Origin of the sequence: Halorubrum zhoui, assembly GCF_051194155.1 — an archaeon.
Lineage (GTDB): Archaea > Halobacteriota > Halobacteria > Halobacteriales > Haloferacaceae > Halorubrum.
Window position 1 is genome coordinate 430,219 of sequence record NZ_JBLZNJ010000002.1, and the last position, 22,908, is coordinate 453,126.

Consider the following 22,908-nt stretch of genomic DNA (forward strand, 5'->3'; position numbering starts at 1 on the left):
GGTCTGATCGACGACGCGCCGGTCTGATCGACCGTGACCGCGGCGCCGGTCGGGAACGCCTATACAATCGGGGCGATTAATCGGGAGCGATGACCGATACCGACGAGACGACCGAGACCGACCCACCCGCGGCCGTATCCGGGGCGGGCGACGGCGACGGGGGGTGGTTCGTCGGGCTCGCCGGCGACGCCGATCCGGAGGGGGACGCAGAGCGCGTCCAAACGGGCTCTGCGACGGCGCCCCGCGATTGGCCGTCGATCGCCGTCGACGAGGGGGTCGTCGACTCGCGGGCCACCTACTACGACCGTCTCCACGCGGCGACGACTGCAGCGACCCGGTCGGCGGTTCGCGAGCGCGAGCGCGCAGACGACCAACAACTCGTCCACGCGGTGCGTGCCATGGACGACTGTGAACAGCTCGCCAACGAGCTGGCCGAACGCGTTGCGGCGTGGGCTGGCAGTCGATTTCCGTCGTCATCGCCCGGAATAGCCGGTGCGCGCGCTCTCGCGGACGAGGCACAAACCGACGAGGCACAAACCGACGAGCTGGATCGGCGGGTCGTCTCGCTCGCGACCCGCGTCGCCGAGCTGGCCGACGAGCGCGACGCACTCGAGACGACGATCGAGCGGACGGCGCCGGCGGTCGCGCCGAACCTCGCGGCGATGGCGGGGGCGACGCTGGCTGCGCGGTTGATTGCTCTCGCGGGTGGACTCGAGTCGCTGGCCAAGAAGCCTGCGGGGACGGTACAGGTGCTCGGCGCCGAAGACGCCCTCTTCGCGCACCTCGCCGGCCGAGCGCCGTCGCCTAAACACGGCGTCATCTACACCCACGAGTTCGTTCGCGGTACCCGCCCCGACGACCGCGGGTCGGCCGCACGGGCGCTCGCGGGGAAACTCGCGCTCGCCGCTCGCGTCGACCACTACGCCGGGACGTATCGTGCGTCACTGCACGATGACCTCCGCGAGCGGATGGCGACGATCCGTGCGCGTGCCGACGGAAACGGTGAGACCGACGGGACCGACGGAACCGACGGGGCCGACGGAGAGACACGCGGAGGGAACGATGCGTGATTCGGCGCTGCCGGCGGGCGTCGAGCGCCGGGCGTTCGACGGCACGGCTCGGCTGGCGACCCGTGGCCCGCCCGTCTACGGGGAGCCGACCGACGGCGAGTGGCGCGCGTGGGACCCGACCCGGTCGAAGCTCGGGGGGATGCTCGAGGGAGGCGTGGAGACGGGACTCACCGGAGGCGAGACCGTCCTCTACTTGGGGGCTGCTGCCGGGACCACCGTCAGTCACGTCGCCGACTTCGCGGGGCCGACGTACGCCGTCGAGTTCGCGCCGCGTCCCGCCCGCGAGCTCGTGGCGGCCGCGGAGCCACGCGAGCGTCTCTTTCCGCTGTTGAAAGACGCGAGACGGCCGACGACGTACGCGCACGTGGTCGAGTCGAACGTCGACGTGATCGTCCAGGACGTCGCAACCCGCGGGCAGGCGGCCGTTGCGAACCGGAACGCCACGTTCCTGGCCGACGACGGGCGACTCGTGCTGGCTATCAAAGCCCGCAGCGAAGACGTGACGGCCGACCCCGAGACGGTGTACGCCGACGTGCTCACCGAGCTCGAGACGACCTACGAGGTGCTCGAGACCACGCCACTCGACCGATTCCACGCGGACCACCTCGGTGTCGTCGCGACGCCGCGGTGAGCGGAACGCGTGGCCGAGAAACCCACCGCGTGCGGCTTCGCGGTCGTCGCACTCGCGGCCTCGTCGACGACACACCGGGAGTCGTGTTCACCACGTCGGTGGCGTGAACCCGGCGTCCGCCAGAATCGACTTCCAGCGCTGTTGGACCGAGAGCCGCGAGACGTCCATGGCGTCTGCCACCGCCGACTGCGAGCGCTGCTGGCCGCGAATCAGTGCCGCGGCGTAGAGGCTTCCGGCGGCCACGACGCGCTTGCCGTCGATGGAATCGGGCGCCTGTGATAAAAAGAGATCCGTCGCCGTCGAGCGCGTCTCTGCGTCGAGGTCGAGTGTCTCACTGGCGGTTTCGAGTCGCTCGATCCACGCTGCGTGTTCGACGCGGTCACTCGCTCGGTACATACTCGGTATGGGCGGGTGAGCGATAAAAACCCGACGCGTAGACGGTGGTGACCGCGGCGCTGAAGTCCCTCCCGGCGTAAGCGGTGGTATGTCGACACAGGCGTGGACCGAGTCGCGGGTGCGCGAGCTACACGCGGACCTCGTTTCGCTGTACGAGCCGGTCGATCGGGTGGCCGAACACGGTGCTGACCCCACCGCGGCACCCGGCGAGGGCGTTCGACAGCTCGTCGGGACGATCCTCTCACAGAACGTCGCGGACACGAACACCCGGCGGGCCGTCGAGGCGTTGTTCGACCGGTACGACGACTTCGCGGCGATCGAGGCGGCCGACCACGACGAGTTGGCCGAGACGATCCGCGTGGCCGGGCTGCCCGACCAGAAGGCTGCACGAATCCAGCGCTCGTTGTCGGCGATCCGCGAGGAGACCGGTGGGGCCTACTCGCTCGCCTTCCTCGACGCGATGGCCACCGAGGAGGCGAAGGCGTGGCTGATGGACATCAAGGGTGTCGGGCCGAAGACCGCGAGCGTGGTGTTGAACTTTCACTTCGGGAAGCCGACGATGGCCGTCGACACCCACGTCGAGCGCGTCTCGAAGCGATTCGGGCTCGTTCCGGAGTCGGCGTCGAACGAGCGGGCACACGACGTGCTCGACGAGGCCGTTCCGGACGAGTTGATCTACCCGCTTCACGTGTTGTTGATCCGGCACGGGCGGACGCACTGTTCGGCGCGGAACGCCGACTGTGCGAATCCAGTCTGTGAGACGTACTGTAGTTGTTCGTTCTGTGTGTAACCTACGGCGGTTCGTCAGGTTCTTTTGTGGCTTGGGTGTATGTGCCACTGCGCGCGGGTAGCCAAGCCAGGAAACGGCGCAGCGCTTAGGACGCTGTCTCGTAGGAGTCCGCCGGTTCAAATCCGGTCCCGCGCATTGCGAGGGACGACCGAAGGGAGTCCCTCGAAAGGCGAGCGGGGAGTGAAACGACCCGCGAGCCAGTTGAGAACGACGTGAGCGAAGAGCAGGAGCGGATTTGAAGCAGGGAACGAACCGAGCGACGCGAGTGGAGTGAGTGAGGTTCAAATCCGGTCCCGCGCATTGCGAGGGACGACCGAAGGGAGTCCCTCGAAAGGCGAGCGGGGAGTGAAACGACCCGCGAGCCAGTTGAGAGCGTGGGGTCGGCTTCGGTGGTCCGCCCATGTACTAACGGAGCGAGTGAAACATCCTGCGGTGGCGCGCGCCTCGTGGACCGCGACAGCGTGTCCACGAGCGCGTGCGAGGGATGAGTGAGGGAGCGAAGCGACCGAGCGAATCGGCTGGGGAGGGTGTGGCGGTAATCGGTGTCCGGGTGTCATGCGGTCGTGTCCGTCACAGAACTGCTACCACACACGTATCGAATCGACCCGGGAGGGTGTGACAACGTGGTGTCCGACTATCGTGCGGTCGTATCGGTCACGGAGCTGCGACACGCCTATGGAATCGGCCGGACGCCACGTGGACGTCCCGGCTCGAACCGGTGAGAACGAGCAGGTCGACCTGGACGGCCAGCACACGTAGTGACCTGCGAGCACGCAGACGACCGGCCGCCGAGATCGAGTTGCGCCCCGACGGCGACAGACCCGACCGTACAGCAGCCGGGCACGGGTGAGCCACGTCCTCCCGGGCCGATTCGCGCTCGTACGTGTACGGTGATCGTGTGACCGAGACGACCGCACAACACCCGGGCATCACTTGCGCCACACCCTCCCCAGCCGATTCGCGCTCGTACGTGTACGGTGGTCGTGTGACCGAGACGACCGTGCGACCGCCGGGCACCAATTGGCCACACCCTCCCCAGCCGATTCGCTCGGTCGCTTCGCTCCCTCGCTCATCCCTCGCACGCGCTCGCGAGCCCGCCTGCGGCGACCTCGCGAGGCGCGCGCCAAGAGTCGCTTAATCAGCAGCCTACGCGAACGGGTGTGCGTTCGTGACGGAGGCAGTGAGCCGCCGCACCTCGTCGGCGGGTTCACGACAGCTCGTCGGCACTGGGTTCGGCCTCCACCTCCTCACGATCGACCGTCTCCTCACGATCGACCGTCTCCTCACGATCGACCGTCTCCTCACGATCGACGGACTCACCCTCGGCGGACGCGTGTTCGTCCATCCAGGCGCGTTGTTCGGCCGCGGTCATCGTGCTCCACGACGCGATCTCCGCGAGCGTGCGGCCACAGGCGACACACCGCTCGTCTTCGACCGCACAGACGTCGATACAGGGTGACGGCATCGAGAGTCGGCGTCCGTGGTGACGAGCCGATCAGTCGTCGTCTGCGGCGGCCTCGGTCGTCGGCGTGTCCCGTGGCCCTCCCGCGTGGCTCTCGTGGGCGACCGCCGTCTCCAGTAACGCGGGCGAGATAGCGGGCACCTCGGCGTCGTCGACGGGGCCCTCTCTGGCGATCGACTCCGTCGACCGGGGGAACGTCCGGAGGTCCTTGTGGAGTGCGATGCCGGCTTTTGCCCCCTGGCCCATCGCCACCGGAACCTGGTTGTGTCCGGGCGTGACGTCGCCGACCGCGTACACGCCGTCGACGCTCGTGCGGCCGTGGTCGTCGACGTCGACCTGTCCGTCGTCGGTCAGCGCACAGCCGAGCGACTCCGCGAGTGCGGTGTTGTAGTCGGCACCGTACATCGGGAAGCCACCGCGGTACGCTCGTCGGGTGCCGTCGTCGAACTCCATCGCCGCTAACCACCCCGTATCGGGATCGTTTTCGACCCCCGCGACGTCTTCGTGGACCACGTCGACCGGGTGCGCCTCAAGTTGTGCGGCCGTCTCGTCGCTCCACGTCGGCTCCGCGCCGCGGGTGAGCAGGTCGACCTCGTCCGTGATGTTGAGCATGATCATCGCCACGTGTGCGGCCGCCTCGCCGTGGCCCATCACGTACACGGGCTCGTCGACGAACATGTACGCATCACAGTGGAGACACCAGTGGAGTCCCTTCGCGTTGCGGGGCAGCGGCGGGTCCGGCCGCTCGTCCGAGAACCCCGTCGCGAGCACGACGCGGTCGGCGACGATCGGCGCCTCGTCGCCGGTGTCGAGGTGAAATCGCCCCTCGTCGTCGCGCTCGATCGCCTCCACGAAGCCGCGCTCGAACGTGCCGCCGTAGGAGGTGACCTGCTCGCGACCCGTCGCGAGGAGTTCGTTGCCCGAGACGTCCTCGGTGACGCCGATCACGTTGTGGGTGTCGGCCATCATGGCCGCACGACCCCCACCACGGTCGACGAGTACGGTGTCGTGTCCCAACCGGGCCCCGTACAGCGCCGTCGTCAGCCCCGCCGGCCCGCCCCCGACGACCGCGATCTCGTACCGCGTATCTCCATCGGTCATGTTCGCAGTAAGGGCCCGATCGCGTATAAATGCCCGCGTGGTGTGCACGGCGTCCGCCCAGCCGTGGGCGCGACCCGCGCGTGGGCACCGTTTATATCACCCGCCCGCGTCCGACGGGACGTGTCACGTCGCCTCGTCGCAGCGGTCACGCTCCTCCTCGTCGGCACCGTCGCCGACGTCTGGTCGACGTACCTCGCGATCTCGACCGGCGAGTTCGTGGAGGGGTCACCCGTCGGGCGGGCGCTCATCACGCTGCTCGGTCCGCTCCGTGGGATGCTCCTCACCAAACTGCTCGGGATGGTCGTGATCGGCGTGCCGGTGGCGGTCGCCGGCGGGAGTCGCCGACTGGTCGCGACGGTGATGTGTGGCGGCGTCGGGACTATCTCGCTCGTCGCCGCCGGGCGAAACCTGCTGCTCGTCGCCGGGCTGTGGCCCTGACTCACTCGCCGCTGGTGAGACGCTCGCCGGTCCGCGACGGAAGCCCGGCACGCTCGACGGCCTCGATCACCCGGTCGACGTCGTACGACACCCGGTGGAGGTCGACGGCGGGCTCGCTCGTCTCGAGAACCGCGTACGCGGCGTCCGGGTCGCCGTCGCGGGGCTGGCCGACGCTCCCCGGATTGACCACCAGTCGATCGTCGACTCGCCCGGTTCCCTGGACGTGCGTGTGGCCGAGCACGACGCCTTCGAGGGGGCCACCGCCGCCGTCGTCGGCCACTTCGACGGCCTCGATGGCAGGCGCGAGCGTCTCGAACTCCCGCGGATACACGTACGCGTCCTCGCGGGCCGGATCGGGGTGTGAGTGGACGAGCAGGAAGTCGCCGCCGCCGAACCGGGTCGCTCGCGGCAACGATCGGAGCCACGCCAACTGGTCGGCCGAGAGTTCACGCGTCGCGTGTTCGAGTCCCGCCTCGGCCATCCGGTTGGCCCGGTACCGCTCCGGCGTCTCGACGGTCCGGTCGTGATTGCCGCGGACGGTCGCGGCGGTGACCGACCGGATTCGCTCGACACACGCCGCCGGCCACGGGTTGTATCCCACCACGTCGCCGACGCACACGACCTCGTCTACCGCCGGCATGTCGTCGAGCACGGCCTCCAGTGCAGGGAGGTTCGCGTGGACGTCCGAGACCAATCCGATTCGCATCGTCTCCCGTTCGACCCCGACCGGGGAATATCTTCGGTGGGACACGCTGGAGGGTCGGCTCCACGAATCGACGACGTGCTTATCCCGGCGTGCGTGTAGGTGCTCGCATGGTTCCGGCCCTCGTGAACGCCGCCTTCGGCGGCCTGCTCGCGGCCGCGCTGCTCGGACCGGCGTTCGATCGGCGGACGGTCGCGCTCGTCGTCGGCGCGGCGGTGGTGCCCGACCTCGGGTCGGCCGCGGGCGTCGCACTCGGGTGGCCGGCGACCGCGGCGGTGCAGGCCGTCTGGCTCCCGCTCCTCGCCGCGCTCGTGCTACTCGTCGACACGCGGTGGCGCGAGCGGTCGGTGCTACGGGCGCGCTGCGGGTGGCGAGGCGTGCGCGTCGCGTGGGTCGCCCTCGCGAGCGCGTCCGTCGCCGGCGTCGCCCCGGACCTCTTCGGGACGCCGGGCGTCCCCCTCCTCTACCCGCTCGAGTCCGTCCGCTACACCGTCGACGGGCTGTTGCTGTACTCCACACAGGAAGGCGTGGTGCAGACGCTGTCGGCCGGTGGTGCCACGCCCGGGGTCCTGCCGCTCGCGAGCACCGACGGCGTCTCTGGGACTGCGGACGGGCGTCCTGGGACGGTCGTGCTCGTCGAAACGGGATGGCAGGCCGTGGTCGTCGCCACCGGAGCGCTCACGCTCTCGCTCCGGCTCGCCGGAGTCGGCGGCGGACGCCGGGACGCTGCGCCGACACGGACGACAGAAGAGACGACGAAGACGGCGGAGACACCAGGGACGACGAAGAAGACGGAGACACCAGAGACGACGGAGACACCAGAGACGACGAAGACGAACGCGGAGGGTCAGTAGTGGTCTCCACACTCGTTCACGCCGGACTCGCACTCGTCGTCGCCGCGGGACTGCTCGGTGACGCCGCGGACCGGCGAGCGCTGGGCGCGATCCTCCTCGTCGTGGTGTTGCCGGAGGCCGACGCGCTCCTCGGACCGGTCTATCCGGGTGCACACCGGACGGTCGGGCACACGGTGGTGTTGCCGGTGGCTGCAGGGCTCCTCCTCTACTACGACACCCAGCAACGCGAGCACTCCTGGCTCCGTGCGCGCATCGCGGACCGCTGGATCGGCGTGGCGTGGGTCGCCCTCGTCGTGCACCTCACCGCACACGTCGCGCTCGACTGGACGCACCTCGAGGGAGTGAACCTGTTCTGGCCGCTCCGAGACGCGTTCACCACCCTCGACGGTGCGCTGACGTGGTCGCTCACGGACGGGTTCGTCCAGACGTTCGTCGACGTCCGTGTCGACCCGGCGACGGGACAGACGCGGGTCGGGACGGACGTGACGGGGACGCGGGCGTCCGTCCACGTGAACAACCCGGTCGAGCCGGACGACCCGGCGGCACTCGCCGAAGCCGAGGTGGTCGACCGGCGGTTCCCGATCGCCGGACGCGGCTGGCGGCTGTACGTACTCGGACTCGGGCTGTTCACGGTCGTCGCACGGCGGCTACAGGGTGCGCCGCCAGCCGAGGTGTGATGCGTAGCGAGCGACGAGGGCCGGAGCGTACGGATTCGACCCGGGGGCCGAAGCCCCAGACGCGGGCGGGCCCCAGACGCGAGCGGCATCAATCGCCTGTTCGCGAGTGCACGGGCGTGAGTGCGCGGGTATACGAGTGTGAGTGCGCGGGCCCGCGCAATCCAAAGACAGATACTTCCCGGTGTATCGTCAACATCGCGTATGTCTACGGAACCCGACGTACTGGTGATCGGCGGCGGGGCGACTGGCACCGGAACCGCCCGTGACCTGGCGATGCGCGGCCTGGACGTCACGCTCGTCGAGCGCGACGGACTCTCGAGTGGCACCTCCGGCCGGTCGCACGGACTCTTACACAGCGGCGCTCGCTACGCAGAGAGCGACCCGGAGGGCGCAGCCGAGTGCATCGAAGAGAGCGAGATCCTGCGCGACATCGCCGGCGTGTGTCTCGAAGAGACCGGCGGGCTCTTCGTGAGCCTCGCGGGGGACGACGCGGACTACTTCGAAGAGAAACGCGAGGCGTGTGAGTCGGTCGGCATCCCAACCGAGACGCTCTCTGCCGCCGAGGCCCGCGAGCTCGTTCCCGAGCTCAGCGACGACGTCGACCAGGCGTTCCGGGTGCCAGATGGCGTCGTGTATCCGTCGCGGCTGGTCGCGGCCAACGCGCTCGACGCCGAAGCGCACGGCGCGACCGTTCATCCGAACGCGCCGGTCGAGTCGATGACCGTCGAAGACGAAGCAATCACCGAGGTTCGCGTCGGCGGGAGCGTCGACGACACGATCCGTCCCGAATACGTGATCAACGCGGCCGGCGCGTGGGCCGGGAACGTCGCGGCCATGGCCGGGCTCGAAGTCGACATGCAGCCGACCCGTGGCGTGATGGTGTCGCTCGCGTACGACGACCTCGGGCCGGTGTTGAACCGCTGCCGCGATCCGGACGACGGCGACATCGTCGTCCCGCACGGCGAGGAGGCGGTCGTCGGGACGACGAGCGTCCCGGTGAACGACCCCGACGACTACGAGCAGGCCCGGTGGGAGGTCGAGACGTCGATCGACGAGTGTGCGGCGATGCTTCCGCCGGTCGCCGACGCGCCGGTCGTCCGCGAGTGGTGGGGGGTTCGCCCGCTGTACGCCCCCGACGAGAACGAGCGCGGCGGCCGCGGGATCTCTCGCGGGTTCTTCCGGCTCGATCACGCCGCAGACGGCGTCGAGAACGCCGTGAGCGTCGTCGGCGGAAAGCTCACCACCTACCGGATGATGGCCGAATCGACCGCCGACCTCGTGTGTGAGCGGCTCGGCGTCGACGCGGCGTGTCGGACCGCCGAGGAGCCGCTCCCGGCAGTCGACGACCCAGCGCGCCTCGATGCGGCCGTCGACGCCTACGACGGTCAGGGGCCGACCGACGCGGACGTCGTCGACGCGGGCGCGTCTGCGGACGTCGCCGAGACCGTCGACACCGCAGAGACCGACGACTGACGCTGTACATACCGTGGCTGGCCGAACGGACTGGACGCGCGACACCCCGAGCACACGCTGTGTCACGCCCTCCAACGACGCGTGCAGCGGTGAGTGTGTGACAGAGACGACGCGGCGACACCCGGACACCAGTTACCGCCACACCCTCCCGGGCCGATTCTGTACGTGTGTGGTAGTGACTCTGTGACGAACACGACCGCATGACACCCGGACACCGATTACCGCCACACCCTCCCCAGCCGATTCGCTCGCATACGTAGTTGGTGGGTTTGTGATCGACGCGACGACCGTACGACAGCCGGGCACTAGTTGGGCCACCCCCTCCCCAGCCGATTCGCTCGGTGGCTTCGCCACCTCGCTCATCCCTCGCACGCGCTCGTGAGCACGCCTTCGGCGCGCTCACGAGGCGCGCGCCACAGCATCATTGGTGTTGCGTTCGTTCACCGAGTTCTCTCGCCGTTCGAGAAACTGCGCCGGCCGGGAGTCCCGCGAGCGAACGCAGTGAGCGAGTGGGACTCCGGCCGGCGCACGACCGCAGGGAGTGCGCCGGCCGGGATTTGAACCCGGGCCATGAGCTTGGAAGGCTCAGGTCCTACCACTAGACCACCGGCGCGCAGCTTAACGAATTACATGCCGGAATAAGGACCTTACTCTTTGGGCTGGGGGTGAACGACCGCGTAACAGTTGCCGCTCGAAACGGTGACGTCCTCGGTGACGAGGTCGCTCGCCGCGAGGTCGGCCGCGAACTCGTCCGGATCGTAGATGTGGTAGTAGCGCGGCACGGTCTCACCGCCCGGCAGCGTCCAGTCGACGGTCGTGTCGAACCCGGTCTCGCGGTCGAACCGGTCGTGTGCGGTGCTCCACACGCTCACGAGCCCGGCACCACCGGGACGAAGCACCCGCGACAGCTCGGACAGACTCGCCACGCGGGCCGCCCGCGGCGACAGGTGGTGTAGGGTCGCGACGTAGGTCGCGAGGCCGACCGCGTCGGTCGCGATCGGGAGACGAGCCGCGTCGCCGTGGACGAACCCCGTCGCGTCCGCGAAGCCACGCTCGCGGGCCCGAGCGACCGCCGCGTCGAGGAGGCCGCGACTGAGGTCGACGCCGACTGCGAGCCGAGCGCGGGCGGCGAGAAGCTCTGTGTGCCGGCCGTTGCCACAGCCGATGTCGAGCGCGCGGTCCGTGGTCCGGTCCTCGAGGAACGTCGTCACCTCGGGCCAGGCATACTCGCGTGTGGCCGCAAAGTGGTCGGCGATCCGGTCGTACGTCGACTGCGGGTCCATGTGCGTCATCGGCCGGCCGACCGAGTTAGCTCTGCTGGCCGGCGCGCCGGCCAGAGCTGCCGTTACGTTGATACGGCGTCGTGACCAACGTTGCGGTAAGAAATGCGGCGAGATTACTTCGAACTGACCGTCGACGGCGTCGACGCCGACGAGCCGACGACCCCGACCGTCCGCATCGACTTCCACGGCCCGTCCGGACTGCTCCGTGACCGACTCACCGGGTCCGACGGGGACCTGCTCGCCGCCTCGGCGATCGACGTCGCGTTCCGGCTTCGCGACCCGCTCTCTGCTGACGAGGCCGCGGGCGTCGTCGCCGTGACGAACCGCTTCACCGGTGAGTTCGTCCTCGAGCTCAACGAAACGGCCGTGGACGTGCTTCCGTTCGTTCGGGCCGCCCGCGAGACCGCCGACGGCGACGACGCGAGCTACCGGATCGAGATCGATATCGAAGGAGACCACCTCGTCACCTACGACAAGGAGACGTTCCTCGTCTACGACCACGACGGCAACCTCCTGCGCAGCGAGAGTCTGATCCCGTCCGGCGTCGAGCTCTGAGCGGAGTCACACGGTGGGTACAGGACGCCCGCGCTCACACGTCCGAGCCGGCCGCTCACTCGCCACGTATTCGAACCACGTCGCCCGGCGACAACCCGAACGACGCCGCGCCACTGCCGTCGTTGACGTCACACTCGACGTAGCCGTGGCTCCCGACCGTGACGAGTTTCTCACCGCGGTCGACGTCTGCGAACGTCTCGACCACCGGGACGACCGTGTCGTTCATCCGAATACGGTCGCGGTCGGCGGCCTCGACGACGGTGCCAGGGACGTTCGTGATGGCGTTGCCGAAGTCGTCGACGACGAGCACCTCCCCATCGACGGCGAGACAGTCCGCCGCGGGGTAGCGCGTCGGTGTCGGAATCTCGCAGTCGACGTAGTCGTCGACGCGGGTCAGCCAGTCGAGGTCCTCGAGCGCCTCGCGGAGTGCGGACGGGTGATCGACGGTCCGTTCACCCGGCTGTGCGATCGCCGCAGCGATGTCGGCGGCTGCCGGGGCGAAGACGTCGCGGCCGTGGAAGGTCGCACTCGCGGGGTCGAAACCGTCGATGCGGTAGACGTCGATCCCAGACGAGGAAGACGGCGTGTCGACGCCATCACTCGAGTCGGCTGCCAGCGCCCGTGCCGGTGGGAGGGCGAGTCCGTTGTCCGGAGCGACGACGACGTGGGCACCCGCGCGGACGGCGACCGCGTCACGCTCGGTCCCGACGCCCGGGTCGACGACCGCACAGTGGACGGCCGGCGGGAACTCGGGGAGGACGAATCGAAGCCAGAAGGCGGCTCCGAGTGGGTCACCACGCGGGAGCTCGTGGCTCACGTCGAGGAGGTCGGCGTCGGTTCGACGTCGGATGACCCCGCGCATCGCAGCGGGGTACGGAGTGCCGAAGTCCGAGGCGAGCGTGAGCAGCGGCCGAGGACGAGTGGTGGTGGGTGCGTGAGTCATCGGCGAACGAGTGGGAGAGGGATCACGGGTCGGTGGTGGTCACGGGTCGGTGGTTGTCACAGGTCGGTGGTGGTGTCGGTCTCGGCGATGCGGCGGATTCGTTCGACGCCGTCGATCTCTTCGATGACGTCGACGACGGTCGTCGGGACGAGGTCCGTCCAGTCTCGGCCGTGGATCATGCGCTCGCGGAGCTCTGCGCCTTCGAGGACGTCACGGCGAAACATGGGGGACCCTCGGACCTCGACGCCGGCCTCCTCGAAGAGCCTGACGACGAGCGGATTGTTCGAGTACGCGACGTCGAAGCGGGGAGTCATGCTCCGGACGTGGCTCACCCAGACGGCGTTGCGGTCGAGGTCTTCGATCGGGACGACGTAGGTGGTGACGTCGAGGTCCTCGACGGCCTTCGTGACCATCATCACGCGCTCGCCGGCGGTGAAGGGGTTCCGGGTGGTGTGTGAGTCGCCGGCCGAGCCGATCCCCAACACCAGCTCGTCGACCTCGCCGGCGATCTCCTCGGCCATGTATCGGTGGCCGTCGTGGAACGGCTGGAACCGCCCGATGTAGAACCCCCGCATGGATTCACGTAGCGGGGGCTTCATTTATAAACTCCCCGGGACAGCCGTGAGCAGTAACACGGCCGGTACACGCCGATAACGGCCGCCTCACGGGTTTCGGATGCGATCTCCGTGGGGAGAAAGTATATCAGTAGCCGACCCTTCCGTTGAGCTAACGGTTACCGAGTTTATGAGCAACGAGAAGGACACGAACGACCCACCGGAGGAGGACGCCACGCCGCCGGACGACTCCGTGTCGCCGGCGTCGGACGCGGACGTCCGAGCCCCGGATGGGGACGACGATTCCCACGACGACCACGCCGCGGTCGACGACGAGACCGCAGCGCCCGGCCCGACCGAGGGCGGAGCCACGGAACCCGACCCGACCGAGGACGGGTTCCGCGAGCCGACGATCGCCGCGGCCGAGTCCGACGACGATCTCAACGATGACGGACGAGGCGACGACGGGCGAGGCGACGAAGCCGAGTGGGACGGCGGAGACGAATGGGACGATGGAGACGAATGGGACGACGGCATCACCATCGACGATGACCTCGGCGACGAGGGCGGTGACGCCGGCGTCGGTGCCGGTATCGACGGGCCCGACGACGGCGGAATCGAGGACCTCGGCAGCACCGTCGAGGTCGAGGGAGCCGAGATCGACGAGGACCCCGACGAGGACGACCTCCTCGGCGGACTCAACGTCGACACGACCGACGAGATATCGATCCCCGACCGGCTCGTCGACCAGGTGATCGGCCAGGAACACGCCCGCGACGTGATCATCAAGGCGGCCAAACAACGCCGTCACGTGATGATGATCGGCTCGCCCGGGACCGGGAAGTCGATGCTCGCGAAGGCGATGTCCGAACTCCTCCCGAAAGAGGAGCTGCAGGACGTCCTAGTGTATCACAACCCCGACGACGGCAACAAGCCGAAGGTGCGGACGGTGCCCGCCGGGAAGGGTGAACAGATCGTCGACGCCCACAAAGAGGAGGCCCGCAAGCGCAACCAGATGCGGTCGCTTCTCATGTGGATCATCATCGCCGTGGTGTTGGGCTACGCGCTCATCATCGTCGGCCAGATCCTCGTGGGCATCATCGCGGCCGGCGTCGTCTACTTGGTCTTCCGCTACCTGAACCGCGGCTCCGACGCGATGATCCCGAACTTGTTGGTGAACAACGCGGACACGAAGTCAGCCCCGTTCAACGACTCGACGGGTGCACACGCCGGCGCACTCCTCGGTGACGTCCGGCACGACCCGTTCCAGTCCGGCGGGATGGAGACGCCGAGCCACGACCGCGTCGAGGCCGGCGCTATCCACAAGGCCAACAAAGGCGTGTTGTTCATCGACGAGATCAACACCCTCGACATCCGGAGCCAACAGCACCTCATGACGGCGATCCAGGAGGGCGAGTTCTCGATCACGGGCCAGTCCGAGCGCTCCTCGGGCGCGATGGTCCAGACCGAGCCCGTCCCGACGGACTTCGTCATGATCGCCGCCGGGAACCTCGACGCGATGGAGAACATGCACCCGGCGCTCCGCTCGCGAATCAAAGGCTACGGGTACGAGGTGTACATGGAAGACACCATCGAGGACACCCCGAAGATGCGCCGGCAGTACGTCCGGTTCATCGCACAGGAAGTCGCCAAGGACGGCCGGCTACCGGAGTTCACCGCGGAGGCCGTCGAGGAGATCATCCTCGAGGCGAAGCGGCGCTCGGGGCGGAAAGGCCACCTCACGCTGCACTTCCGGAACCTCGGTGGGCTCGTGCGGGTCGCCGGCGACATCGCTCGTGGCGAAGACGCCGACGTCACCACCCGCGAGCACGTGCTGCAGGCGAAGGGGCGCTCGCGCTCCATCGAACAGCAGCTGGCGGACGACTACATCGAGCGCCGGAAGGACTACGAGCTACAGGTGTCCGACGGCTACGTCGCCGGCCGGGTCAACGGTCTCGCCGTGATGGGCGAAGACTCCGGGATCATGCTGCCGGTGATGGCCGAGGTGACGCCGACGCAGGGCGGCGGACAGGTGATCGCCACGGGTCAGCTCAAGGAGATGGCCGAGGAGTCCGTCCAGAACGTCTCGGCTATCATCAAGAAGTTCTCCGACGAGAACATCTCCGAGAAGGACATCCACATCCAGTTCATCCAGACCGGCCAGCAGGGCGTCGACGGCGACTCGGCGTCGATCACGGTCGCCACCGCCGTCATCAGTGCGCTCGAGAACGTCGGCGTCGACCAGAGCCTCGCGATGACGGGCTCGCTGTCGGTCCGCGGTGACGTCCTCCCCGTCGGCGGGGTCACCCACAAGATCGAGGCGGCCGCGAAGGCCGGCTGTGACCGGGTGATCATCCCGCAGGCGAACGAACAGGACGTGATGATCGAAGAAGAGTACGAGGAGATGATCGAGGTGATTCCGGTCGCACACATCAGCGAGGTGCTCGACATCGCGCTAGAGGGCGAAGCAGAGAAGGACTCGCTCGTCGACCGGCTCAAGTCGATCACGGGGTCGGCACTCAACGAACAGGGCGTCTCCAGCCCGTCCAGTCCGAGTCCGCAGTAGACGCGAGGGCAGCCGCGGTGCGGTCGACCGCGGCGCGGGGTCGACCGCGACGCGGATTCGCTCGGCACGGATTCACCGTAGTCGAGACCGGCCGACGATTTTTGTACGATTCCGCCGTAGTGCGTGTCATGCCCGGCAAGCCGACCGTGGGCGAGTACATGACGCGGGACGTCGAGACGGTGAGTCCGGACGACACGGTCGCGACTGTCGCCCAGCAGATGGTCGACACGACCGGTCACAAGGGGTTTCCCGTCACCGAGGGGCGGACCGTCGAGGGGTTCGTCTCGGCTGGTGACCTGTTACTCGCGGACGACGGCGCGGCGGTGTTCACCGTGATGTCGACGGACCTCATCGTCGCGCACCCGGAGATGCGGGTCACCGACGCCGCCCGGGTGATCCTCCGGTCCGGAATCCAGAAGCTGCCGGTCGTCGACGACGCCGACAACCTCGTCGGGATCATCTCGAACGCGGACGTCGTCCGGTCGCAGATCGAGCGCGCGACGCCCGGCAAGGTCGGCAAGCTGATGCGGACGCTTGAGCAGATTCACGGGGTGCCGCTCGTCGAGAAGCGACGCGAGGTCTCACTCGCCAGCTTGATTCCGACCCAGAGTCGGGTGTACGCCGACGAGCTCGAGGGGCGGAAGTACGAACTTGAGCGGGGGCTTGCCGAGCCGCTCGTCGTCATCGACAACGACGGGACGATACACCTCGCGGACGGCCACCATCGGGTGATGGCCGCCCACGAACTGGGAATCGAGTCGATGGACGCGTACGTCATCGTCACCGAGACGCCCGTCGAGTTGGGGATGGCAGAGACGGCTCGCAAGGAAGGGCTCGAATCCGTCGAGGACGTCGACGTGGTCGACTACGCGCGACACCCGCTCGTCGAGACGACGAAGCGGCTCCAGTGAGCGGGTACTCACGCGCTGTGGGTGCGAGACCGACACACCTCGACGGTCACGGGGCGGCTCTCGAAGTCGTCAGCTGCTCCCGCGACGAGCGTGGCCGCACGCTCGTGAGCGAGCGCGATAGCATACGTGTCGGGCAGCGGTGACATCCTCCCAATACGTGTGTGACGGTGATAGTGCAACCAACACGACCGCGCGACACCCGGACACCAATTCGCCACACCCTCCAATACGTGCGTGACGGTGATAGTGCAACCACCACAACCGCGCGACCACCGGACACCGGTTACAGCCACACCCTCCCCAGCCGATTCGCTCGTCGCCCACGGGCGACTCGCTCATCCCTCGCACGCGCTCGCGAGCCCGCCTCCGGCGCGCTCACGAGGCGCGCGCCACCGCAAAGGGAATCGTCAACGGGCTGTCCAGCTGTATCGGATGTCCACTCACCACGGTCACCGGTAAGCAACCCCGCTGAATGCCCTCGCGTGGGTGCCGTCTCTATCAGCGGTTGAGTACACGGCGATTCTATTCGTCGCCGTAGGGTTCACAGACCCGCTCGACACCGTCTTCGAAGCTAATCTGTGGCTCCCAGCCGGTGGCCTCGTGGAAGCGTGCGTAGTCGGCCATCGTGTCGTGGACGTAGCCGTCGAAGGGACACTCGATGTACACCGGATCGATGTCGGTGCCGAGTGCGTCGTTGATCATGGCGACCATCTCGTTGAAGCTGTATGCTTCTTCCGTGCCGACGTTGTACACGCCCGTGAGCTCGTGGTCGGCGGCGAGCTCGCAGGCGCGGGCGACGTCCGAGACGTGCGTGAAGTCGCGCGTTTGGGAGCCGTCACCAAAGAGTTCTGGCGCCTCGCCGTTCGCGATGGCGTCGGCGAACTGCGCGACCGTGTTCGCGTACTCGCCTTTGTGTTCTTCGTTGCCGCCGAAGCCTTGGTAGACGGAAAAAAAGCGCAGGCCGGCAACGTTCATGTCGTGGTGGTTCGCGTAGTACTCGGCGTAGCGCTCGCGGGCGAGTTTGGAGGCCTCGTAGGCCGTGTGGGCCTCGACGTCCATCTCGACGGGCGACGGCTCGGTGCGGCTGCCGTAAATCGAGGAGGTGGAGGCGTAGACGACGGTGTCACAGCCTGCGTTGCGGGCGCGTTCGACCGTGTTGATGAACCCCTCGACGTTGACCCGGCAGCCGCGCTGGGGGTTCTCCTCGTGCATGTTCCGTGAGGAGAGCGCGGCGAGGTGAAAGACGACGTCGACGTCGACCGGGTAGTCGTCTTCGAGGACGGAGGTCTCGTAGAAGTCGACCGCGTCGTCGAGGTTCTCGGGCGTGCCGAGGTAGGTGTCGTCGACGGCGATCACGTCGTTGTCGCCGGCGAGACGGTTCGCGAGATTTGAGCCGATGAATCCGGCGCCGCCCGTGACGAGGACGCGCTTGTTTTGCATACTTGAGGTGGAATGGATACGCTCAAAGGTGTGTTGATACAGCAGGTTCGGCGGTCGGGCACGTCCAGTCACGATTGCCGACTGTGTCGTCCTCGATGGCGAGCCGCTGGTTGCGCATACCGACGGTGGACGCGGGAGCGACGTCGTCGAGAGACGATAACTGGCAGGTCGACCTGCTTCACCGAAGCCTATGTATACAGTAAATACAACGTATACGCATGGGATCGACCTCCGTGCGCGTTCCCGACGATCTGGAAGAGGAGCTTGAGCGGTTCATCGACGAGGAGCGTCTCGACACGAGCACGGCGGTCCGAAAGCTGCTCTCGGAGGGATTAGTCCGGGACGACGAACTCGAGGCGGACGGCGCCCGGGCACCAATTGGCCACACCCTCCCCAACCGATTCTATACGTATGTGATAGCGAGTATGTGGGCGAGACGACGCTGCGACATCCGGACATCACTTACCGCCACACCCTCCCCAGCCGATTCGCTCGTCGCCTGCGGCGACTCGCTCATCCCTCGCACGCGCTCGCGAGTCCGCCTGCGGCGCCCTCGCGAGGCGCGCGCCACCGCGGAGTGGGTAGCTGGGTGGCGGGGTGGCCGGGTGGCTGGGGGGTGGGGAACTGGGAGTGTGCGTATCGACGAGGTGGTGAGCGACCTCACTCCATCACGAACCGAGCGACCGCTTTCAGCGGACCGAGGTCGACGTCGAACCGCTCCTCGAAGCTGAGCACGAGCGCGACCTCCTCGGATTCGATCCCGCCGAACCGGAGGATGACGACGACGTACGCGGTCAGGAAGACGATGAACATGCCGACGAGCACGGGCACGGTGATAGGAAAGAACGTCCGGGTCGCCCAGTGGACGACCGCGACGAGCGTGAGCGCGACGGCCCCCGGTCGAACGAGCCCCCGAGAGAAGGGGTGGATGCCCGTCGCCCGATAGAGCTGGGTGGCGTACAACAGATTGAGCGTGACGTATGAGACCGCGGTCGCCACGCCGGCCCCGAGGTAGCCGTAGGTGGGTATCAAGAGTAGGTTCAAGAGGGCGTTCACGACCGCGACCGCGACGGAGTCCCACATCACGAGGCGGGTGTGTCCGATCGCGGTGAGCGTGTTGGCGTTCGGGCCGGCGACGGCGTGCGTGAAGTACGCGACCGCGAGCAGCGTGAGCGCGGTCGCGCCCGGTCGATACTCGCTCCCGAACGTCACGGCGATGGTCATGTCCGAAAAGAGCGCAACGACCAGAAACACCGGGAGAGTAGCGACGAACACCCACTTGGTGACGACCTGGTATATCCGGCGCATCTCGCCGGGGGCGTCGTCAGCGTGGAGCTCGGAGATGATCGGCATGAACAGGAAGCCGAAGGAGGTGAGCGCGACCGTGAGCAGCTGGGCGATCGGGTAGACCACGTTGTACACCCCGACCGCCTCGGTGCTCGCGAAGTATCCGAGCATGAACGTGTCGAGGTCGGTGAGCACGAAGCCCATCGCTGCACTCACGACGAGCGGAGCCGAGAAGGCCACGAGGTCACGGCGCATCGGCGTCGGGCTGACCGAGGCGAAAAGCGGGGTGCGCCGCACGACGAACACGAGACCGACGAGGGCGGCTGCGACGTACGCGAGGGCGTACGCGGAGGCGACGCCCACGGCACCCGCACCGACGAGGACGGCGACCGCGACCGCGAGAAAGCGCGTGACGGGCGGGGTGACGTTCTGGACGACGACCTTGGGGGCCGCCTGCTGGAGCCCCTGGATCGCGCCGACGGAGAGCTTGGTGAGCGCCGCAAAGGGGATCGCGAGCCCGAAGATACGTACGAACGGGGCGACGGCCGGGTCACCGAAGGCGTGCGTGGCGATCGGGTCGGCGAGACCGGCGACGAGGAGCCCGATGGCCGTAACGACGGGGACGACGATCTCGAACGCAGAGACGAGGACGCCTCGCCGGTCGGCATCGTCGTCGAACCGCGGGAGGTAACGAGCGACCCCGGTGTGGAGCCCGAGGAGGCCGAGCGTCGAAAGGAGGCCAAGAGTCGTCACGCCGAGTGAGACGGCCCCGTAGTCGACCGGCCCGAGCACGCGGGCGATGACCGCCTTCGCGAGAAAGGAGACGCCGAGCTCGAGCACGAGGCCCGAAAAGAGCAGCCCACCGCCGGCGAAGAGTCTCTCGATGGATCCCTCGAGCGAGCGGCTCATATCGGGTGGTGGGTGTGGTGAGAGCGTAGGTCTTGTGAACCGTGGGTGGCCCAGAGGGTGGAGCGGTAGGCGAGGTGACTGGAGGTGGCAGTCAGTAAGACTCGTCGCGGCGGGTGTCGAGCGGATCCGAACGGTCTTTTCGGCCGGCGATGATGACGGCGTATGTTCGGCACGAGTGGCGTGCGTGGGCGGGTGGGCAAGACGATCACCGCGGATCTCGCGCTCGACGTCGGTCGAGCGGTCGCGACCGACGGCGCAGACACTGTCGTCGTCGGCCGGGACGCCAGAGAGAGCGGCCGGATGCTCACGCGGGCACTCATCGCCGGGCTCACCGAGTGCGGTGCCAACGTGCTCGACGTTGGCGTCGAACCGACGCCCACGGTCGCCCGCGCGGTCGTCCGCGCTGGCGCCGACGCCGGAATCGTAGTCACCGCCTCACACAACCCGGCCCCAGATAACGGGATCAAGCTCTGGACGGGGGCCGGTCAGGCGTTCCGTGAGGAGGCAAACGATCGGATCGAGGCGGTCGTCCGCGAGGGGGCGTTCGAGTTTGCCAGCCACGACGCACTCGGGAGCGTCCAGACCGTCGGTGACGCGAGGCGCCACCACGAGCGCGTGCTGCACGAGGCGGTCGACCTCCCCGAGGCGCTGTCGGTCGTCGTCGACCTCGGAAACGGCGTCGGGCGCGTCACCGCGGACGCGCTCCACACGGCGGGGTGTACCGTGCACACACTCGACGGCCAGCGCGACGGCCGCTTTCCGGGGCGGCCGAGCGAGCCGACCGCCGAGCACTGTCAAACCGCCTGTGCGGTCGTCGCGAACACCGACGCGGCGCTCGGCGTCGTACACGACGGCGACGCCGACCGGACGATGGCGATAGACGAGACGGGGCGGTTCGTCTCGGGTGATGCGCTGTTGGCCCTGTTCGCCCGGCAGGCAGCGAGTGGGGGTGACCGCGTCGCGGTTCCCGTCGATACCAGTCTCCTCGTCGCCGACGCGTTGGACCCCGTCGGGGCGACGGTGACGTACACGCGCGTCGGTGACGCACACGTCGCCGCACGTACCGAAGCGGCCGACGTGTGTTTTGGCGGCGAGCCGAGCGGGGCGTGGATCTGGCCGGGGGAGCCACGCTGTCCGGACGGCCCGCTCGCGGCGTGTCGGCTGGCGGCCATGGTGGCCGACAGCGGGTCGCTCGCCGCGCTCGTCGACGACCTCCCGTCGTACCCCATCCGCCGGGAGTCGGTCCGAACCGCGGAGAAGGCGGACGTGGTCGCGCGCGTCGCCACGCTCGCCAACGACACGTACGACGACGTCTCGTCGCTCGACGGGAGTCGCGTCGAGACCGACGCAGGCTGGTTCCTCGTGCGGGCGAGTGGGACGGAGCCGCTGGTTCGGATCACGGCCGAGGCGCGAAGCGAGCGTGACGCCGAGCAGCTGTTCGAAACGGCGCGTGCGCTCGTCGACCGTGCTCGTGACGACGAGTGACAGAAGGGCGAGGCCACTGCAGCGACCGCAGCGGCTATACCCCGTCCGTCCATCGACTCCGAGCATGTACGGAGTCGTGCTCGCGGCGGGGCGAGGGACACGGATGCGACCGCTCACCGACCGTCGGCCGAAGCCGCTGTTGCCGGTCGGCGATAGGCCCCTGCTCGCACGCGTCCTCGACGCCGCGGCAGCGGTCGTCGACGCCTTCGTGGTCGTGACCGGCTACCGAGGCGCAGACATTCGCGAGGCGATCGGCGACAGCTACCGCGGTCGGCCGGTGCACTTCGTCGAGCAGGCCGACCCGCAGGGAACCGCCCACGCGGTCGGGCAGGCTGCCCCGGTCGTCGACGAGCGGTTCGTCGTGCTCAACGGCGACGTGTTGGTCGACCCGTCGCTGCCGCGGGCGCTTGCAGACGCGGGCGGGACGGCCGTCGCGGCCACCGAGGTCGCCGACCCGCGCTCGTACGGCGTCGTCTCGACGGCGCCCGATGGGACGCTCGCGGGGATCGTCGAGAAGCCCGCCGACCCGCCCACGTCGCTGGCGAACGTCGGCTGTTACGCGTTCGAGCCCGACGTGTTCGAGTACATCGATCGAACACCCGTGAGCGACCGCGGCGAGTACGAGATCACCACGACGCTCGCGCGGCTGCTCGACGACGGGCGGCCCGTCTCGGTGGCGTCGTACGACGGCACGTGGCTCGACGTCGGCCGACCGTGGGAGCTGTTGACCGCGACGGAGACGGTGCTCGACACCCTCGAGGAGACGCGTCTCGAGGGGACCGTCGAGCCGAACGTGCAGGTGCACGGCCCGGTCGTCGTCGAGCCGGGTGCACGGCTTCGCTCGGGGACGTATGTCGACGGACCGGCAGTGATTCGGTCGGGAGCCGACGTCGGGCCGAACGCCTACGTCCGCGGCGCGACGGTGGTCGGTCCCGACGCCCGCGTCGGGAACGCAGTCGAGGTGAAAAACACGGTGGTGATGCGGGACGCGTCCGTCGGCCACCAGTCGTACGTGGGCGACTCGGTGCTCGGTCGCGGCGTCAACTTCGGAGCGGGGACGAACGTGGCGAATCTGCGTCACGACGACGCGTCCGTCAGGCTGACCGTCAAGGACACACGCGTCGACACCGGTCGACGAAAGCTCGGGGCGATCGTCGGCGACGGCGCGAAGACTGGCATCAACACGTCGATAAACGCCGGCGTTCGGCTCGGTGTCGGCGAACGGACCGCACCGGGAGCCGTCGTGAGCCGTGACCGGATGAACGAGTGAGTGGAGTGGGCAGGCGATTCTTCCCGCGGGTCGACGGGTGCACGCGCCGGTGATCGATCGGCTGCTCCGCGGCGGTGCCGCGAACGATTTAACACCGGTGCTCGTGAGCG

The 22,908-nt window shown here is 68.3% G+C and carries 21 protein-coding genes, 2 tRNA genes and 1 pseudogene; 14 read left to right on the forward strand and 10 right to left on the reverse strand.

Going from position 1 to position 22,908, the window contains the following annotated elements:
- Nucleotides 1-89 precede the first annotated feature (89 nt).
- Together ACNTAO_RS03945 and ACNTAO_RS03950 are read left to right on the forward strand one after the other, a co-directional pair.
- Entirely contained in the window at nucleotides 90-1,070 is a 981-nt protein-coding gene (locus ACNTAO_RS03945; protein WP_435160646.1) for an NOP5/NOP56 family protein, read from the forward strand.
- Nucleotides 1,063-1,701: a fibrillarin-like rRNA/tRNA 2'-O-methyltransferase gene (locus ACNTAO_RS03950; protein WP_435160647.1), complete on the forward strand. Its 639-nt coding sequence runs from the start codon at nucleotides 1,063-1,065 to the stop codon at nucleotides 1,699-1,701. The genes ACNTAO_RS03945 and ACNTAO_RS03950 overlap by 8 nt, the downstream gene beginning before the upstream one ends.
- Before the next feature lie 87 nt (nucleotides 1,702-1,788).
- Here the strand turns inward: ACNTAO_RS03950 and ACNTAO_RS03955 are convergent, their stop codons facing one another.
- Complete coding sequence (locus ACNTAO_RS03955) at nucleotides 1,789-2,097, reverse strand: transcription initiation factor IIB family protein (protein WP_435160648.1); 309 nt, start codon at nucleotides 2,095-2,097, stop codon at nucleotides 1,789-1,791.
- Between the two features lie 88 nt (nucleotides 2,098-2,185).
- Here ACNTAO_RS03955 and ACNTAO_RS03960 point away from each other — a divergent pair, with 88 nt between their 5' ends.
- Nucleotides 2,186-2,887 carry an endonuclease III domain-containing protein gene (locus ACNTAO_RS03960; protein ID WP_435160649.1) on the forward strand — a complete coding sequence of 234 codons (702 nt, stop codon included), beginning with the start codon at nucleotides 2,186-2,188 and terminating at the stop codon, nucleotides 2,885-2,887.
- 51 nt (nucleotides 2,888-2,938) lie between these two features.
- A tRNA-Leu gene (locus ACNTAO_RS03965) sits at nucleotides 2,939-3,022 on the forward strand.
- 1,072 nt (nucleotides 3,023-4,094) lie between these two features.
- Here the strand turns inward: ACNTAO_RS03965 and ACNTAO_RS03970 are convergent.
- Both ACNTAO_RS03970 and ACNTAO_RS03975 read right to left on the reverse strand, forming a co-directional pair.
- Nucleotides 4,095-4,352 (reverse strand): DUF1289 domain-containing protein, encoded by a 258-nt coding sequence (locus ACNTAO_RS03970; RefSeq protein ID WP_435160650.1) that lies wholly within the window; start codon nucleotides 4,350-4,352, stop codon nucleotides 4,095-4,097.
- Nucleotides 4,353-4,382: 30 nt separating this feature from the next.
- Complete coding sequence (locus tag ACNTAO_RS03975) at nucleotides 4,383-5,450, reverse strand: NAD(P)/FAD-dependent oxidoreductase (RefSeq protein WP_435160651.1); 1,068 nt, start codon at nucleotides 5,448-5,450, stop codon at nucleotides 4,383-4,385.
- A 120-nt stretch (nucleotides 5,451-5,570) separates the two neighbouring features.
- On the opposite strand from ACNTAO_RS03975, the gene ACNTAO_RS03980 reads away from it, so the two are divergent.
- Nucleotides 5,571-5,888, forward strand: a complete 318-nt coding sequence (locus tag ACNTAO_RS03980) for a hypothetical protein (RefSeq protein WP_435160652.1) — start codon at nucleotides 5,571-5,573, stop codon at nucleotides 5,886-5,888.
- A 1-nt stretch (nucleotide 5,889) separates the two neighbouring features.
- Here the strand turns inward: ACNTAO_RS03980 and ACNTAO_RS03985 are convergent, their stop codons facing one another.
- Nucleotides 5,890-6,594, reverse strand: coding sequence for a metallophosphoesterase family protein (locus tag ACNTAO_RS03985; RefSeq protein WP_435160653.1), 705 nt, complete (start codon nucleotides 6,592-6,594; stop codon nucleotides 5,890-5,892).
- A gap of 107 nt (nucleotides 6,595-6,701) precedes the next feature.
- On the opposite strand from ACNTAO_RS03985, the gene ACNTAO_RS03990 reads away from it, so the two are divergent.
- The 3 genes from ACNTAO_RS03990 (at nucleotide 6,702) to ACNTAO_RS04000 (ending at nucleotide 9,595) form a co-directional block, all read left to right on the forward strand.
- Nucleotides 6,702-7,445, forward strand: a complete 744-nt coding sequence (locus tag ACNTAO_RS03990; RefSeq protein ID WP_435160654.1) for a hypothetical protein — start codon at nucleotides 6,702-6,704, stop codon at nucleotides 7,443-7,445.
- On the forward strand, nucleotides 7,445-8,122 hold the full coding sequence (locus ACNTAO_RS03995; protein ID WP_435160655.1) for a metal-dependent hydrolase: 678 nt from the start codon (nucleotides 7,445-7,447) through the stop codon (nucleotides 8,120-8,122). Before ACNTAO_RS03990 ends, ACNTAO_RS03995 begins: the two co-directional genes overlap by 1 nt.
- A 201-nt stretch (nucleotides 8,123-8,323) precedes the next feature.
- On the forward strand, nucleotides 8,324-9,595 hold the full coding sequence (locus tag ACNTAO_RS04000) for an FAD-dependent oxidoreductase (protein ID WP_435160656.1): 1,272 nt from the start codon (nucleotides 8,324-8,326) through the stop codon (nucleotides 9,593-9,595).
- 542 nt (nucleotides 9,596-10,137) lie between these two features.
- Here ACNTAO_RS04000 and ACNTAO_RS04005 read toward each other — a convergent pair.
- A tRNA-Gly gene (locus tag ACNTAO_RS04005) sits at nucleotides 10,138-10,208 on the reverse strand.
- Nucleotides 10,209-10,242: 34 nt separating this feature from the next.
- Nucleotides 10,243-10,878 carry a class I SAM-dependent methyltransferase gene (locus ACNTAO_RS04010; RefSeq protein ID WP_435160657.1) on the reverse strand — a complete coding sequence of 212 codons (636 nt, stop codon included), beginning with the start codon at nucleotides 10,876-10,878 and terminating at the stop codon, nucleotides 10,243-10,245.
- 102 nt (nucleotides 10,879-10,980) lie between these two features.
- Between ACNTAO_RS04010 and ACNTAO_RS04015 the strand changes: the two genes are divergently transcribed.
- Complete coding sequence (locus ACNTAO_RS04015) at nucleotides 10,981-11,433, forward strand: DUF5793 family protein (RefSeq protein WP_435160658.1); 453 nt, start codon at nucleotides 10,981-10,983, stop codon at nucleotides 11,431-11,433.
- Between the two features lie 55 nt (nucleotides 11,434-11,488).
- Here the strand turns inward: ACNTAO_RS04015 and ACNTAO_RS04020 are convergent, their stop codons facing one another.
- Together ACNTAO_RS04020 and ACNTAO_RS04025 are read right to left on the reverse strand one after the other, a co-directional pair.
- Nucleotides 11,489-12,340 carry an SAM hydrolase/SAM-dependent halogenase family protein gene (locus ACNTAO_RS04020; protein WP_435160687.1) on the reverse strand — a complete coding sequence of 284 codons (852 nt, stop codon included), beginning with the start codon at nucleotides 12,338-12,340 and terminating at the stop codon, nucleotides 11,489-11,491.
- Between the two features lie 92 nt (nucleotides 12,341-12,432).
- Entirely contained in the window at nucleotides 12,433-12,951 is a 519-nt protein-coding gene (locus ACNTAO_RS04025; RefSeq protein WP_435160659.1) for a nicotinamide-nucleotide adenylyltransferase, read from the reverse strand.
- A gap of 169 nt (nucleotides 12,952-13,120) precedes the next feature.
- On the opposite strand from ACNTAO_RS04025, the gene lonB reads away from it, so the two are divergent.
- Both lonB and ACNTAO_RS04035 read left to right on the forward strand, forming a co-directional pair.
- Nucleotides 13,121-15,496 carry an ATP-dependent protease LonB gene (lonB, locus tag ACNTAO_RS04030; RefSeq protein ID WP_435160660.1) on the forward strand — a complete coding sequence of 792 codons (2,376 nt, stop codon included), beginning with the start codon at nucleotides 13,121-13,123 and terminating at the stop codon, nucleotides 15,494-15,496.
- Between the two features lie 128 nt (nucleotides 15,497-15,624).
- Nucleotides 15,625-16,407, forward strand: a complete 783-nt coding sequence (locus ACNTAO_RS04035) for a CBS pair associated ParBc domain-containing protein (protein ID WP_435160661.1) — start codon at nucleotides 15,625-15,627, stop codon at nucleotides 16,405-16,407.
- Nucleotides 16,408-16,929: 522 nt separating this feature from the next.
- On the opposite strand, the gene ACNTAO_RS04040 is transcribed toward ACNTAO_RS04035, so the two are convergent.
- Entirely contained in the window at nucleotides 16,930-17,847 is a 918-nt protein-coding gene (locus ACNTAO_RS04040) for an NAD-dependent epimerase/dehydratase family protein (protein WP_435160662.1), read from the reverse strand.
- Between the two features lie 218 nt (nucleotides 17,848-18,065).
- Here ACNTAO_RS04040 and ACNTAO_RS12475 point away from each other — a divergent pair.
- Nucleotides 18,066-18,182: pseudogene (locus ACNTAO_RS12475) on the forward strand (DUF7120 family protein); the annotation flags it as partial.
- 325 nt (nucleotides 18,183-18,507) lie between these two features.
- Here ACNTAO_RS12475 and ACNTAO_RS04045 read toward each other — a convergent pair.
- Nucleotides 18,508-20,043 carry a flippase gene (locus tag ACNTAO_RS04045; protein WP_435160663.1) on the reverse strand — a complete coding sequence of 512 codons (1,536 nt, stop codon included), beginning with the start codon at nucleotides 20,041-20,043 and terminating at the stop codon, nucleotides 18,508-18,510.
- A 162-nt stretch (nucleotides 20,044-20,205) separates the two neighbouring features.
- On the opposite strand from ACNTAO_RS04045, the gene glmM reads away from it, so the two are divergent.
- Entirely contained in the window at nucleotides 20,206-21,528 is a 1,323-nt protein-coding gene (gene glmM / locus ACNTAO_RS04050; RefSeq protein WP_435160664.1) for a phosphoglucosamine mutase, read from the forward strand.
- A gap of 64 nt (nucleotides 21,529-21,592) precedes the next feature.
- Complete coding sequence (glmU, locus tag ACNTAO_RS04055) at nucleotides 21,593-22,798, forward strand: bifunctional sugar-1-phosphate nucleotidylyltransferase/acetyltransferase (protein ID WP_435160665.1); 1,206 nt, start codon at nucleotides 21,593-21,595, stop codon at nucleotides 22,796-22,798.
- Nucleotides 22,799-22,908 lie beyond the last annotated feature (110 nt).